The 13,768-nt window shown below is 44.5% G+C and carries 12 protein-coding genes and 1 pseudogene; 7 read left to right on the top strand and 6 right to left on the bottom strand.

Annotated features, from left to right (window positions below; all coding sequences use genetic code 11):
- Positions 1 to 47: 47 nt before the first annotated feature.
- The 3 genes from uhpT to R7E29_RS03860 all read right to left on the bottom strand — a co-directional run bounded on the left by uhpT (position 48) and on the right by R7E29_RS03860 (position 3,617).
- Positions 48 to 1,442 (bottom strand): hexose-6-phosphate:phosphate antiporter, encoded by a 1,395-nt coding sequence (uhpT, locus tag R7E29_RS03850; RefSeq protein ID WP_021707729.1) that lies wholly within the window; start codon positions 1,440 to 1,442, stop codon positions 48 to 50.
- A gap of 406 nt (positions 1,443 to 1,848) precedes the next feature.
- Positions 1,849 to 2,679 (bottom strand): formate dehydrogenase accessory sulfurtransferase FdhD, encoded by an 831-nt coding sequence (fdhD, locus tag R7E29_RS03855; RefSeq protein WP_054575969.1) that lies wholly within the window; start codon positions 2,677 to 2,679, stop codon positions 1,849 to 1,851.
- Positions 2,680 to 2,732: 53 nt separating this feature from the next.
- A complete protein-coding gene (locus tag R7E29_RS03860) occupies positions 2,733 to 3,617 on the bottom strand; it encodes a LysR family transcriptional regulator (protein WP_005388011.1) in 885 nt (294 codons plus the stop codon).
- Between the two features lie 660 nt (positions 3,618 to 4,277).
- On the opposite strand from R7E29_RS03860, the gene R7E29_RS03865 reads away from it, so the two are divergent.
- A complete protein-coding gene (locus R7E29_RS03865; RefSeq protein WP_054575970.1) occupies positions 4,278 to 6,602 on the top strand; it encodes an FdhF/YdeP family oxidoreductase in 2,325 nt (774 codons plus the stop codon).
- Between the two features lie 195 nt (positions 6,603 to 6,797).
- On the top strand, positions 6,798 to 7,274 hold the full coding sequence (locus R7E29_RS03870) for a DM13 domain-containing protein (protein ID WP_005376099.1): 477 nt from the start codon (positions 6,798 to 6,800) through the stop codon (positions 7,272 to 7,274).
- A 198-nt stretch (positions 7,275 to 7,472) separates the two neighbouring features.
- On the opposite strand, the gene R7E29_RS03875 is transcribed toward R7E29_RS03870, so the two are convergent.
- The gene (locus tag R7E29_RS03875) at positions 7,473 to 7,922 is read right to left on the bottom strand and encodes a YkgB family protein (protein WP_005376100.1); all 450 of its coding nucleotides are present in this window, start codon (positions 7,920 to 7,922) and stop codon (positions 7,473 to 7,475) included.
- A gap of 147 nt (positions 7,923 to 8,069) precedes the next feature.
- On the opposite strand from R7E29_RS03875, the pseudogene R7E29_RS03880 reads away from it, so the two are divergent.
- Both R7E29_RS03880 and R7E29_RS03885 read left to right on the top strand, forming a co-directional pair.
- Positions 8,070 to 8,890 (top strand): annotated as a pseudogene (locus R7E29_RS03880) (PhzF family phenazine biosynthesis protein).
- A 139-nt stretch (positions 8,891 to 9,029) separates the two neighbouring features.
- A complete protein-coding gene (locus R7E29_RS03885) occupies positions 9,030 to 9,728 on the top strand; it encodes an aspartate/glutamate racemase family protein (protein ID WP_054575972.1) in 699 nt (232 codons plus the stop codon).
- A 66-nt stretch (positions 9,729 to 9,794) separates the two neighbouring features.
- Here R7E29_RS03885 and R7E29_RS03890 read toward each other — a convergent pair whose 3' ends face one another.
- The gene (locus tag R7E29_RS03890) at positions 9,795 to 11,498 is read right to left on the bottom strand and encodes an FAD-dependent oxidoreductase (protein WP_054575973.1); all 1,704 of its coding nucleotides are present in this window, start codon (positions 11,496 to 11,498) and stop codon (positions 9,795 to 9,797) included.
- A 151-nt stretch (positions 11,499 to 11,649) separates the two neighbouring features.
- Here R7E29_RS03890 and R7E29_RS03895 point away from each other — a divergent pair, with 151 nt between their 5' ends.
- The 3 genes from R7E29_RS03895 to R7E29_RS03905 are packed head-to-tail and all read left to right on the top strand — an operon-like array spanning position 11,650 to position 12,814.
- Entirely contained in the window at positions 11,650 to 11,940 is a 291-nt protein-coding gene (locus tag R7E29_RS03895) for an ArsR/SmtB family transcription factor (RefSeq protein ID WP_005376206.1), read from the top strand.
- Between the two features lie 5 nt (positions 11,941 to 11,945).
- Positions 11,946 to 12,359 carry a YeeE/YedE family protein gene (locus R7E29_RS03900; RefSeq protein WP_373417491.1) on the top strand — a complete coding sequence of 138 codons (414 nt, stop codon included), beginning with the start codon at positions 11,946 to 11,948 and terminating at the stop codon, positions 12,357 to 12,359.
- Positions 12,360 to 12,373: 14 nt separating this feature from the next.
- A complete protein-coding gene (locus tag R7E29_RS03905) occupies positions 12,374 to 12,814 on the top strand; it encodes a YeeE/YedE family protein (protein ID WP_017820171.1) in 441 nt (146 codons plus the stop codon).
- Between the two features lie 36 nt (positions 12,815 to 12,850).
- Here R7E29_RS03905 and R7E29_RS03910 read toward each other — a convergent pair whose 3' ends face one another.
- Entirely contained in the window at positions 12,851 to 13,714 is an 864-nt protein-coding gene (locus R7E29_RS03910; RefSeq protein ID WP_025767757.1) for an endonuclease/exonuclease/phosphatase family protein, read from the bottom strand.
- Between the last annotated feature and the right edge of the window lie 54 nt (positions 13,715 to 13,768).

Consider the following 13,768-nt stretch of genomic DNA (forward strand, 5'->3'; position numbering starts at 1 on the left):
ATTTTAATGATCTTGCGCGCTTTACCGAAGTAAAGCGCGCAGAGAAGTTAGGCTTGGTTTTGTGCAAGTTGAAGCTTCTTCGCGTGTCGAATCTTCTTCTCTTCCGCGATAGCGACGAAAGCAAGCAAAACAATACAAATCATGGCGGAGGTATCTAGAGCTGCGAAGGTACCTTTCCAACCTGTTAAGCCGAAGATAGGTGTACCGTCTGCAATCATACCGAGACCAAGTTTCGCGAAGCTGTCACCGATTAGGTAAGCGAATGTACCTTTTACGCCGTCAGCCACACTGATTGCTTTTTTAGGGACAAAACCAACCGCGGCAACACCGATAAGAAGTTGCGGACCAAACACCAAGAAGCCCAATACAAATAGTGAGGCTAAGTACATGAACTCGCTAGTGGCGTGTTGGTAGAACTCAAGCGATACGATGATCAAACCAAGAGACACACAAGCAACCAATGCGCGGCGACCGTTTGCTAAGTCAGATAAGTAACCCCACATCAAAGTACCCACAAGCGCACCGACTTCGAATAGAGTAAAGCCAGAGATTGCCGTTTCTTTTGACAGACCAAGTTCTTGGTACGCGTATACCGTTGACCATTGGTCGATACCGATACGAACGATGTAAAGGAAGATGTTGGCAAAGCAAAGTAGCCAGATAACTTTGTTTTTAAGAACGTATTCAACAAAGATTTCTTTTTTGGTCATCTGGTTTTCTTCAGCGGCGGTGTCTTCTTCACTCACTGCTTCATCGAAAAGTTCTTCTACTTTACCTAGACCGTAAGCTTCTGGAGAGTCGCTACCAAAGCGCATACCGATAAAACCAACGATGATCGCGATGATAGAAGGGAACACGAACATGCCGATTACGTGTCCGTCGAATAGGTAGTTGGCACCGAAAAGAGCAACACCCGCTGCGCCCGCACCACCAACGTTGTGTGACATGTTCCACAAGCCTAGGTAAGAGCCGCGTTTGTTACGAGGTGTCCATTTTGTAATGGTTGAGTAACTAGAAGGGCCACCAGTACTTTGGAAGAAACCACTCAGAGCGTAGAAAGCCACCATCAAGAACAGGCTTGCACTACCGCCGCCCATGCTGAAGCTGAAACCAAGCATTGCAAGACCAGAAAGGATCAGCATAAAAGGGAGGAATTGCTTGGTGTTCTTACCGTCAGCGTAGTAAGAGACAACGGTTTTACCGATGCCGTATGTGATGGAGAAGCCAAGGCCAATAAGACCTAGGTCTGTCATGCTCAAACCGTAAGTTGAGATCATGTCGTTTTGCGCGACATTGAAGTTCTTACGAATCAAGTACATGGTTAGGTAGCCGATAAATACGACCAAGTAAGATTGGATGAACGGTTTAAACCACATCTTTCTTCTAACTTCGACAGGAAGATCGAGGGTCGGCTTCCGCACCTGTTCGAGGAATTTTAACATGATGAACTCTCTTGTAATTGTTTTAGAAACACAACGGCGACCGTTATGTGCTCTTGTTACCTTTGACTGAGCGGAATTCTAGAGAGTGGTTTTGTGAGGCACATGAGATGGTTGCCTAGATCGGCTAGGAAAAATTCCTAGAAATGCCTAGGAAGGCGGAAAAGCGTGAAAAGAGTCACACAAAATCCTTACTAATTTATGGGTTTTTGACAGGGTTCTTATCGGATTGGAAAGCGTTCAAATGCAAGCAGGTTAATATATGCAAGCTTAGTGCTGACAAGGGGTGAGCACGTTTGGTTGGAGAGAATAGTGTCTTGTCGCTAAGTATCAATTGGGAACGAGAAGCAAACAACAGAGACCCAGAGGTCTCTGTTAGAAATATTAGGAATTCGGCTAGGTTGACGTGTTAAGGCGCAGGGCTGTATAGACGCGGCGAGCCGTGTTTTGGTAAGTGAATTAGGTTCAAATGGTTTCTTCTTGCCCATTCGACAGTTAACGCTGTAGGTGCAGATAAGCAAACCAGAGTGGGGATACGCGCGCGAACGGCTTTGTGGATCAACTCTAAGCTGCAACGGCTTGTCATGATTGCGAAGCCACTTTGAGGTTCGATGTGATTGTTGGCCAATGCGCCAATCAACTTATCTAGCGCGTTGTGACGGCCGATGTCCTCTCGGCACAACTTGATGTTGCCTTGTAAATCTGAAAATAAAGCGGCGTGTAGCGCGCCAGATTCACGTGCGGCTTCTTGATGCAGTGCGACTTTGTCTCGCAGCCCTTCGAATACATCGGAGCGCGGAGGAAGAGACGGTGTTAGCGGTGCTAAATCAGGCAAAGCTTGTTCCAGAGCCTCGACGCCACAAATGCCGCATCCGGTTGTGCCTGCAAGATTCCGACGTTGTGTTTTTAGCGCCCAGAAAGCGCGGTTGCTGATTTCTACTTCCGCATAATGAGATTCGTGATCGCCACCAATTTCAATGTCTTTGATCTCTTTGAAGTCGTGGACGATGCCTGTGCTTAGGCTAAATCCTTTCACGAAGTCTTCCAGATGGCCTGGCGTCACCATCATGACCGCTTGGCTAATGCAGTTGTAGCTGATAGCTAAGGCGGATTCACTCGCCAGCGACATTTGTTGCACTGGGCGGCCATCAATCAATTCTCGGTAATTGAACGCACTTGGTTGAGGTGGTGCTTGATTGAAATCGGACAGTTCAAAATAAGATTGAGTAGTACATCTCATGAAATCACCTCATAAGCCGTTATGTATGCCAAAAATTGACGTGTGGATTCTTGTTATCGATTAAATATGTTTTTTGCTTCTGCGAAGCACTGATCGGTTAGCGCGGAGAAGGGTTCTTGTTTTCGCTTTAACAAACCTAGCGGGGCGTGAACGGCGGCTTCTTCGATAGGGATAATGCGAAGCGTATCGTTCAACTCTTCCAATCCACAGTTCAGCGGCATAATGGCGCAACAAAGGCCACTGGTTACTGCTTGGATCAAGTGAAAGGTGGAGTTACTTTCAATGACGGTTTGCGGAACCAGCCCTTTACTCACAAAGCTAAGATCAATTGAGTGGCGATAGTGCATGCCCTTCGAAAGCAGCCCTAGCGGAATGTTATTGAGTGACTCCCACAACACTTCAGATTCGGCAAAATCAAAATGACGCTCATCGAATAAAACGCCAAGTTTGGTTGAATCTAGTTCGATAACATCGAAGTAAGCGGTGTTGACTTGATCGACATAACACATCCCCAAATCAAGTTGATTGCGATTGAGTTGGTCTATGATCTGTTCGGTCGTCATGGAGAGTATTTGAAAGCGTAACTCAGGGAACTGGTGAGCTAATGGTTTGAGCAATTCCATCGGGTTTTGGCTGGCGAGTGGCACCATTCCAAGCCGAAGAGAGCCGACCAACTGACCACGGCAGTTAGCAGCCTCGGCTTGCAATCCATCATGAGCGGCTAAGACGGTTTTTGCCCAAGCTAAAATGCGTTCTCCGGCTTCAGTAAACCCTTCAAATCGTTGACTTCTTTGGATTAATTCGAGGTCGAGTTCTTCCTCTAAGCTTCGGATTCTCATGGACAAGGTAGGCTGCGTAATGTGGCACAATGCGGCGGCTTGACCAAAGTGTTTGGTCTGTTCAAGTGCGATGAGATATTTAAGTTGTTTGATATCCATAATGGCTTGTTAACCTTGCGTTGTGAGTCACATGTACGGGGGAACTCCCTAAAAAGGGCACAGCACTACCGTACTTTTTAAGCGCTGGAGCGTTTTAACTGGGAAATGGAAAACCAAGTCAAGAATAAAACCACACTCAAAATTGATCTGAATCAAGGCTATTCCTGATATTAATTAGGGTCAAATTTAAAGTATCTATAGTGTGATAGATATTATCTATTATCAAGAGTACCGATTTTATTGAGCTCGTTAAGCGAACTAGGTGGAATCGGATGGGAAAACGATTAACCTCATAAATTGTATTGATTAAAAATGTTATGACCGTCAGTGGAAAAATTCGTCATAGATTTTGTTTATCACTCGGTCAGGATTATCAATTGGACGCATATTGAATAACGACTTAATCTTTGATTTAGATCAAGACGCAACAATGCGAATTGAATCTACCAGTCTTAGAAACAGTAGGCGGGTATCCGATATCAAGAATCTAGATAAGTAAACGCTCGGACAAGCGAGAGCATGTTGAGTGGTTACTTATTTGGATTAAAAAATACATGGATTAGAAACTAAGCCCTTCAATACTTCCGCATTATCTCAATAAATAACGCGCTTGTTTTCACGGGCACCCTGCTTGCTGGTATATCTGCGAGGAGTAAAGTCGTGAGCCAAAAAGAACAAATAAAAACATACAAAGGTCCAGCTGGTGGTTGGGGTGCACTGAAAGCCGTAACCAGAAGTTGGTGGGGCAGTGAAAATGCAGTTAAAAACATTCGCACTATGCTCAAAACCAACCAAAATGGCGGTTTCGACTGCCCGGGATGTGCATGGGGTGAGTCGCCAGATAGCGGTAAAGTCAATTTCTGTGAGAATGGCGCGAAAGCGGTAAACTGGGAGGCGACCAATCGTCTGGTTGATCCTGAGTTTTTTGCCAATCACAACGTTTCATCTCTCTCAACGCAAACCGATTACTGGTTGGAATACCAAGGCCGTATCACGCACCCAATGCGATACGATGCCGAGTCCGACCACTATGTACCTGTCTCTTGGGATGAGGCTTTTTCTCTTGTCGCGAAACATCTCAATCAATTGGATTCACCGCACCAAGCGGAGTTTTATACCTCTGGTCGTGCAAGCAACGAAGCGGCGTTTTTATATCAGCTATTTGTGCGCGCATTCGGTACCAACAACTTCCCAGATTGTTCCAACATGTGTCACGAAGCCAGTGCAATCGGGATGAAAGACACTATTGGTGTTGGTAAAGGCACAGTGATCTTTGATGATTTTGAAGAAGCTGATGCGATTTTCGTGATTGGTCAAAACCCGGGCACGAACCACCCACGAATGCTTGAACCTCTGCGCGAAGCGGTAAAACGTGGTGCACAGGTTATCTGTCTAAACCCGCTCAAAGAGCGCGGGTTAGAGCGTTTCCAAAACCCACAAATGCCGATTGAGATGTTGAGTAACGGCTCAGAGCCTACAAACACGGCGTACCTGCGTCCTGCTTTAGGTGGAGACATGGCAGTGTTTCGTGGCATCGCGAAATTCTTGTTGCAATGGGAACGCGAGGCATTGCAAAACGGTGGCAAAGCGGTATTTGACCGTGAGTTCATCAAGCAACACACGATAGGTATTGATGAGTATTTGGCTGAAGTGGACGCAACCTCTTGGGAACACATCGCTGAACAATCGGGTCTTGATTTAAGTGAAATCGAGATGGTGGCGAGCATGTATCGACGTGCAGAACGTGTGATCATGTGTTGGGCGATGGGGTTGACTCAGCATCGTCACTCTGTGCCAACCATTAAAGAAGTCGCAAACGTGCAAATGTTACGAGGTAACGTTGGTAAGCCGGGCGCGGGTCTTTCACCAGTGCGTGGTCACAGTAACGTTCAGGGCGACCGTACGATGGGCATTGATGAAAAACCTTCAGATCTGTTATTGGATCGCATTGAAAGTCGATTTAACTTTGCCGTCCCGCGTGGTGAAGGCCACAACACTGTGCAAGCCATTAAAGCGATGGAAGAAGGACAAGCGAAAGTATTTATCGGTTTGGGCGGTAACTTTGCACAAGCAACGCCAGACACAGAACGTACGCACAACGCGATGCGAAACTGTAATTTAACCGTACACATTTCGACGAAGTTAAATCGTTCTCACCTTGTCACAGGTAAAGATGCGCTTATTCTTCCGTGCTTAGGCCGTACCGAGATTGATCAGCAAGCGACGGGCCCACAAGGTGTGACGGTTGAAGATACTTTCAGCATGGTGCATATCTCATTTGGTCAGCTAAAACCGCGTTCGGAGCATTTGCGTTCAGAACCAGCGATTATTGCTGGTATTGCCAATGCGACACTCGGGGCAAAACCAATTGATTGGTTGTGGGCAATTGAAGATTACGACCGTATTCGCGATTTGATTGCCGACACGATTCCGGGCTTTACCGACTTTAACCATAAGCTTAAACACCCAGGTGGATTCCACTTGGTAAACCCAGCTGCCGAGCGTCGATGGAATACACCAAGCGGCAAAGCACAGTTCAGCTCTAGCGAGTTGCCGAAGCAGTTGATCAGCGAAGCGATACTCGAAAAAGGCCAAAAGCCAGATTTGATTTTGCAAACCATGCGCTCACACGACCAATACAATACGACACTTTACGGCTTAAATGATCGTTATCGTGGTGTATTTGGCATGCGCGAAGTGCTGTTCATCAATGAAGCGGATATTCGTAAACTCGGTTTTGAACCGGGCGGCAAAGTGGACATGGTATCATTATGGGAAGATGGCGTAGAGCGTCGTGTAAGCGGATTTACGCTTGTTGCCTATGATGTGCCAGCAGGTCAGGCGGCGGCTTACTATCCAGAAACAAACCCATTAGTTCCTTTGGACAGTTATGGGGATAGAACGTTTACGCCAACCTCTAAGTTTATTGCGATAAAATTGGAAAAATCGACATCCGATAAGATCGCTTTGGTGGAAGCGGAATAGTGACCAAACCGGCACAACGACATTTCCGATAAGCAAACGGCTGATATTAATTATCAGCCGTTTTTAATTGCGCTCAGTCTGCATTTAGTGCGCATAGCTTGTGTATAATGTTAATGACATTATGCTGCTCGATAATAGACAGATAAGGCCGATTTGAATCTAATTTCAAGTAGTAAAACTAATAAGAAGATGCTTATGACCTTGAAAAATATAATTAAATTAACAATCAGTCACTTAGTGGCAGTTTCTATTGGCATTGCGATAGGTATCTATACTTTACCGATCCTTATTGCACCACCTGCGCCGACCGATGAACAAGTTGCTAAGAGCAAGCAAGGTGCAGAATACAGCGCAGTGTTTAAGAGGGAACTCAAAGGTAGCGATGCTTTTCATTGGGGAGAGGGAGAGATTCATTTGAGTTCTGAAGTCATTACGTTGGTAGGAAAACTCGCTCCCGGACCAGACTATAAACTCTATCTATCTCCTAAGTTTGTCGAAACGGAACAAGAGTTTAATGACCTTAAATCTGAGATGAGCTTAATTGGTGATGTCAAAACGTTCGATAACTTCGTTGTTGAGGTTCCTCAAAGCACTTCAATTTCTGAATACAATACGGTTGTTGTATGGTGCGAGACATTCGGTGAGTTCATTACTTCAGCAAAGTATCAATAAACCTTAGCAGTAGAGTGAAAGGCTTTTCTTTTCACTTTACGCTAGGATGTTGTTTCGCATCATTAGAAGGCAAAGACTCTTAAACATTCTAAATTTAAGAGTCTTTGTTTAGAGTTATTGACAGAACCATTCGACCTGTAAGTCGTTTGCACCTTTCAGGCTACGTTCTGGAAAAACAAGATTTCGAACTATTTAGAGTTATTCTCTGTTTGGCTTGTTTCGTTCGATGACGCTAATCGCAATGGCTAAAAATAGAATATCTTTTACTAAAAAGAAGTTTGTCACCAAAACCCCATCAGACACTTTCCATGTATTCGGTGTCGTAATTAGAAAGCTGAGTGTCGCAAGAAAAATAATTGCGGCGGCTATGCCAGAAAAATAAGCGACTCGTGTGTTTTTAAGGCCAACGATTAATCCAATAGCGACAATGATTTCTGTTGCGCCAATGATGTTTGATACGGCTTGAACTGACATCACATCATACAACCAACTCATCAGAAAATGATTTTCAACGAGCGGTTGTATAAGCTTGGCCTCTGTAGGTGTGAATTTATAAATACCAATCCATATTAGAACTAAAGAAACGCCGAAAACTCCGATAAGATATCCAATTGAGTCACATTGATGATGGCTTTTTACGTTTTGCATAATTAACTACATTCTCCTGTTCGTTAGCGCTTCCAACAAGACCTATAAGGTTGGTAGAAAATTTCATAGGTTTTTTTCGCTCAAACAACAGATATTAAAAATCACGTGATACAGAATTACGTGTTTGATAGAACTTAAGGATATTTCGTGGAAGTTAAAATTTTTCAGGTTGACTCGTTTACATCAGAGGTTTTCAAAGGTAATCCCGCGGGTGTTTGTATCACAGAGTCAAGCCTTGATGAGGAAACGATGTTGGCCATCGCGGCCGAGATGTCGTTATCTGAAACGGCATTTCTGTCACTCAGTACAATGCAACTTCGTTGGTTTACACCGAGGACGGAAGTTGCTTTGTGTGGACACGGCACACTTGCAACGGCGCACGTTCTGAAAGAGCAGGGGTTATATAATACTGGAGATACGATTGAGTTCGTTACGCTATCCGGGGTTTTAACTGCACAACTCGATCATGAAGAAATTCATTTGGTGTTTCCTGCTCCAACTTTAGATATGAGAGCTAGTATTAACAAAGACTTACTTCATGGCTTGGGGCTAGATGCCGCCAATGTAGCCGCCTACGGTCAGTTTGATAATAAGCAGTTGATCGTCATTAATAATGAATTTGTGCTTGAACAGCTCGACCCTGATTTTGGTGCGCTGCTTAAACATTTGGTGCGCTGCTTAAACAAAAAGGCCGTGGCGTCGTCATCACTGCTCAATCAAGCACTGACGCCGATTTTGTCTCTCGATACTTCGCGCCTTGGGTAGGTGTTAATGAGGACCCAGTTACAGGCTCTGCACATTGCGCTTTATGTGTTTACTGGGCTAAAGAGCTCAACAAAAAGCAACTGAAAGGCTTCCAAGCCTCCAAGAGAAGTGGGGTCGTCCATACAGAGTTGTTAAGCACTGAGCACGTTAAGCTTTCTGGAAATGCAGTAACGATATTGCGAGGATATATGAGAATCGCGTAGCGGTCCTTGTGGGAATGATTTTATTTTCGTGTTACCCAATGCTCAATAGTGAAGACGCTTGAATGCTGCTTATTTAAGTGGCTGATTTTTTTTGTAAAAACACCCCTGGCACGGTGGTGTATAACGATTGGAGAGTTATATGAAAACTATCGGTCTTCTAGGTGGTATGAGCTGGGAGTCGACGCTTAGTTATTACAAATTGATCAACGAAGGAGTCAAAGAGGCGTTAGGCGGCCTAAATTCCGCAAAAATTTGTATGTATAGCGTGAATTTTTCGGAGATAGAGAAACTTCAACATCAAGGTAAATGGGAAGAAACGGCAAGCATTCTATCTGATGCTGCATCTTCAATAGAAAAAGGGGGCGCTGACTTCATTCTTATTTGTACTAACACAATGCACAAAGTTGCGCCTCAAATTGAAGCCAGTATTAATATCCCCATACTACATATCGCAGACGCGACTGCTGAGTTACTTCGTGAGAAAAGGGTTCAAAAGGTCGGACTCCTTGGTACTCAATTCACAATGGAGCAAGACTTTTATAAAGGAAGGCTTTCCGACCGTTATGGGCTTGATGTCATAATTCCCGATCAAGACGACCGCTCTAAAGTACATAACATTATTTATAAAGAGTTATGCCAAGGTGAAATCAAAGAGGAGTCAAGGACGATATACTTGCAAATTATTGAAAAACTAAAAGAGCAGGGAGCTGAAGCTGTGATTCTCGGGTGTACTGAAATTGCCTTACTTGTAAACCAAAGTCACACCGATGTTACACTACTCGATACCACTTCTATCCATGCTCAAGCAGCAGTCCGTTTGGCAATTGAAGGTGAATGATCTACGCTTTCTTTCCTGCAAAAAAAGAGAAAACCAAGCACGTGGTTTTCTCTTTTTATTATCAAGTTATAAGCGAGCAAATTTGAGAGTTCTGTATCCACCAATCAAGTTGCGGGCTTTGTAACCATTGTTGACCAGCTGACGGTATGCTACGTTACCACGTAACCCAACTTGACAGTAAATCACGATCTCTTTGTCTTTAGGAAGTTCGTGCATGCGACGACGTAGTTGATCGACAGGAATATTAATTGCACCTTCAAGATAACCAACGGACTCCAATTCACCAGGATTACGAACATCAAGTAACAGTTGGTCTTCTGTCAGTGAATCCATTTCATCATAATGAATCGCAATCGCGTCACCTTTGATGATGTTATTTGCCACAAACGCCGCTTGGTTAATTACATCTTTAGCAGAGCCATAAGGTGGCGCGTAAGTTAGCTCGAGGTGTTGCAGTTGTTCTACCGTCATACCAGCACGCTGAGCAACTGCCATTACGTCGATACGTTTATCAACACCGTCTTTACCTACTGCTTGCGTACCTAATATTTTACCTGTTACTGGATCAAACAGCATTTTGAATGACACGGTTTCTGCACCTGGGTAGTAACTCGCGTGACTTGCTGTATGCACATACACTTTTTCATAAGCGATGTTTTCACGTTTCAGCTGTTTCTCGTTTTTACCAGTAGAAGCGACGGCTAAATCAAAAATCTTACAGATCGCCGTGCCTTGCGTACCTTGGTAAGTTTCTTGGCGGCCAAGCATGTTGTCTGCTGCCATTCGGCCTTGACGGTTTGCCGGGCCCGCAAGTGGCACTAGAGTTTGCTCGCCAGTCACAAAGTCTTTCTCTTCTACCGCGTCGCCGACAGCGTAGATCGAAGGATCGCTGGTTTGCATGTATTCATTGGTATAAATACCGCCAAGAGCGCCGATTTCTAAGCCAGCTTCTTTTGCTAATTTGGTCTCGGGGCGAACACCAATTGCCATAATCAGAATATCGGTGGTGAGTCTTTCACCATTGTTTAGTGTTAATTCCAATTCACCTTCTAGATGTTGGTGTTTTTCGCTTTCACCAGAGTCGAAACTTGCCACGTGCTCGTTAGGTACGAATTTCACCGACTCAAGTGCGACGCCAAGTTTAAGGTCGATGCCTTTCTCACGAATTTCAGCATGTGCGAAGCCAGCCATTTCACGGTCAACGGGCGTCATCACTTGATCCGCCATTTCAACTAATGTGGTTTTTATGCCTAGCTGGTGGAAGGCTTCCATCATTTCCAAACCGATAAAACCACCACCAACGACCGTAGCGTGTTCAACTTTGTTGGTTTCGATCGTTTTAATGATGCGATCCATATCTGGAATATTGCGCAGCGAGTGCGTTAACGGGTTATCAATACCCGGAATAGGCGGCACAACTGGACCTGCGCCAGGGCTGAGTAGAAGAAAGTCGTAGCTCTCTTGGTATTCCGAGCCATCAAGCAAATTGTTAACCGTAACCGTTTTGTCTTGACGGTTAATAGAAACCACTTCGTTCATCACACGGACATCAACATTGAAACGCGCTAGAAAGCTCTCAGGCGTTTGAAGAAGCAGTTTGCTGCGCTCTTGGATATCGCCACCGATGTGATAGGGTAAGCCACAGTTTGCAAATGACACAAATGGACCGCGTTCAAACATAATGATTTCTGCGTCTTCACTAAGACGACGAGCGCGAGCTGCTGCAGATGCACCGCCAGCAACCCCACCAATAATCACGATTTTGCTCATGGATTTCTCCTGCTGAATGATCGAAAACGCCTACACCTTACTTAAATAAATTAGCTAAGTCTAATGTTATTTAATCTACATTAGCATTGACTTAATAATATTAATTAGTAATATCTAATGAAATGTAATGTAGTAATGAAGAGGCATAAGAATGGGCGACAGTATGCTACAAAGTGCGACCGAAGCGAGTGAGCTGCTTAAAATTATGGCTCATCCAGAGCGCCTAATCGTGATGTGTAAGCTGATTGAAGGCGAGAAAGGGGTTGGTGAACTGTTTGAAGGTTCATCATTAAGCCAATCTGCTTTTTCACAACATCTCACCGTATTGAGAAAGCACGACATTATTAAAGCTAGAAAAGTTTCTCAGCAGGTATTTTATTCAATTTCTGATGAAAGAGTTGGTCCGTTGGTTGAGGCCTTTAAGCAAGTGTTCTGTAAGTAATTAGTTTGGCGGTTGCTATGTTTGAAGTTCCTTGGATGTCGCTGTTGGGCGGCATAATAGTTGGCGTATCAGCGATAACACTGATGCTATTTACTGGCAAGACTGCTGGGATCAGTGGGATCTTAAACGGTGCCGTTGAGAGCGCAGACCGCGTTTGGCGAATTGTTTTTTTAATTGCGATGGTATTAGGTGGCTTGTTTGCTGTTTATGTTCTTGGCGGGCATGTACCAGATCAGTACAGCGGTGATCTTATTTTAGTTATCGTTGCTGGCTTGTTAGTCGGTGTTGGTACGCGTATCGGCAATGGTTGTACTAGTGGCCATGGCATTTGTGGAATAGGGCGTTTCTCAATCCGTTCTGTGGTCGCGACGTGTACTTTTATGGCCACAGCCATGTTAACCGTCTTGCTAGTATCGTGAGGAATAGTGTCGTTATGAAAACTCACGTAATGAAAAGTATTAAGCAAATGTCCGTTGTTGCATTTTCTGGTGTGCTCTTTGGTATTGGTATGGTGGTCTCTGGTATGGCAGATCCGGCAAAAGTGATCGGCTTTCTTGATATTACCGGTTCATGGGACCCAAGCTTAGCCTTCGTTATGGGCGGAGCACTTGTTGTGTTCGTTCCTGCTTATCTTTTATTAATAAAGCCAAGAAGCGAATCTGTGTTTGGTGATGAGGTTGTCTGTCCGACTTCTAAAACGATAGACAAAAAGTTAGTCGGTGGTGCAGCACTGTTTGGTATTGGTTGGGGCTTACTGGGTGTGTGTCCTGGTCCTGCGGTTGCCAGCCTTTTTACTGGCAACACACAAGTTCTGCTCTTTATAGCGGCAATGTTGGTTGGGTCATTCACCGCTAAAAGAGTGGTTCGTCAATAAAGAAAGTACTTCAACGTTAAAAAGAGTACTTAAACGCTAAAAAGTGAGTGTCGTAGAAACCGGGCAATGGTCACTCAGTTTATAGTCGAGTACATCTTGTGTTTTGAAAACGGTTTGAACACCAGACGACGCCTTTAAATCACCACTCGCAATGATGTGGTCTATCACCGAGCGGAATTGGTGGGTTTTATTCGGATTACGATTAGAGCGCACTTTACATTCCGCTTTAGTGTCTTTAGTCACTAGCTTTGCACTAGTATTGTCCGATATCACGTCCCACAACCAATCTCCTTGATAACCCAAGTTGTGGTTAAAGTCGCCAAGCACGACATAATGTTGTTTGTTGTCCTCGCGCGCCTTTATCCACTTAGCTAGTGCCTGTCCTTGTTGTTTCACTATCTTACAATCGCGGTTATTACGATACGCGCCACTGCAACCCGCTTTCAGATGTACAGAGAGTAGGTGAGTCTCGTTTTCTTGGTTTGGATTTAAAACAAGGTAGCTCGCGAAGCGAAGCTTGCTGTTGCCTCGTGTGATAGAGAAGTCTGGCTTGTCTAATACGCTTACGCCATTGCGCACGGCAAAGCCTGTGTATTGGTTGGTGTCGTTAAACTGAAGGTGTCGGTTGGAGGCGTTTGAACGATCGGAAAGATAAATAGTGAAGTCATTGCCAACGGCTTTTTGGATGGCAGCAGCACTTTCGACTTCTTGAAAAGCAAAAATGTCGGCTTGTGTTTTATCCACATAGTGGGTCAGCTTTTCAAAATCTTGTGGTGTTCTCGACACTTTTCCACCATCTATAGATAACCATTCTATGTTCCAACTGGTTAGATTGATGGAGTTTTGAGCAAATGAAAGAGAACTAAAAAGTAATATTAACGTAACAAAAAGTGATCGCATTTTGGCCTGTTGCACTCCTATCTTTTAGCGTATTCCTTTCCATCCTTTATCCTA

The sequence above is a fragment of the Vibrio sp. Vb1729 genome (genome assembly GCF_033338655.1).
Classification (GTDB): domain Bacteria; phylum Pseudomonadota; class Gammaproteobacteria; order Enterobacterales; family Vibrionaceae; genus Vibrio; species Vibrio alginolyticus.

Bases quoted from the DNA above. Each gene is read 5' to 3' on its own strand.
- R7E29_RS03905 (WP_017820171.1), top strand. From the start codon at position 12,374: ATGAAAACTCACGTAATGAAAAGTATTAAGCAAATGTCCGTTGTTGCA.
- R7E29_RS03870 (WP_005376099.1), top strand. From the start codon at position 6,798: ATGACCTTGAAAAATATAATTAAATTAACAATCAGTCACTTAGTGGCA.
- R7E29_RS03860 (WP_005388011.1), bottom strand. From the start codon at position 3,617: ATGGATATCAAACAACTTAAATATCTCATCGCACTTGAACAGACCAAA.
- R7E29_RS03890 (WP_054575973.1), bottom strand. From the start codon at position 11,498: ATGAGCAAAATCGTGATTATTGGTGGGGTTGCTGGCGGTGCATCTGCA.
- uhpT (WP_021707729.1), bottom strand. From the start codon at position 1,442: ATGTTAAAATTCCTCGAACAGGTGCGGAAGCCGACCCTCGATCTTCCT.
- R7E29_RS03910 (WP_025767757.1), bottom strand. From the start codon at position 13,714: ATGCGATCACTTTTTGTTACGTTAATATTACTTTTTAGTTCTCTTTCA.
- fdhD (WP_054575969.1), bottom strand. From the start codon at position 2,679: ATGAGATGTACTACTCAATCTTATTTTGAACTGTCCGATTTCAATCAA.
- R7E29_RS03875 (WP_005376100.1), bottom strand. From the start codon at position 7,922: ATGCAAAACGTAAAAAGCCATCATCAATGTGACTCAATTGGATATCTT.
- R7E29_RS03895 (WP_005376206.1), top strand. From the start codon at position 11,650: ATGGGCGACAGTATGCTACAAAGTGCGACCGAAGCGAGTGAGCTGCTT.
- R7E29_RS03885 (WP_054575972.1), top strand. From the start codon at position 9,030: ATGAAAACTATCGGTCTTCTAGGTGGTATGAGCTGGGAGTCGACGCTT.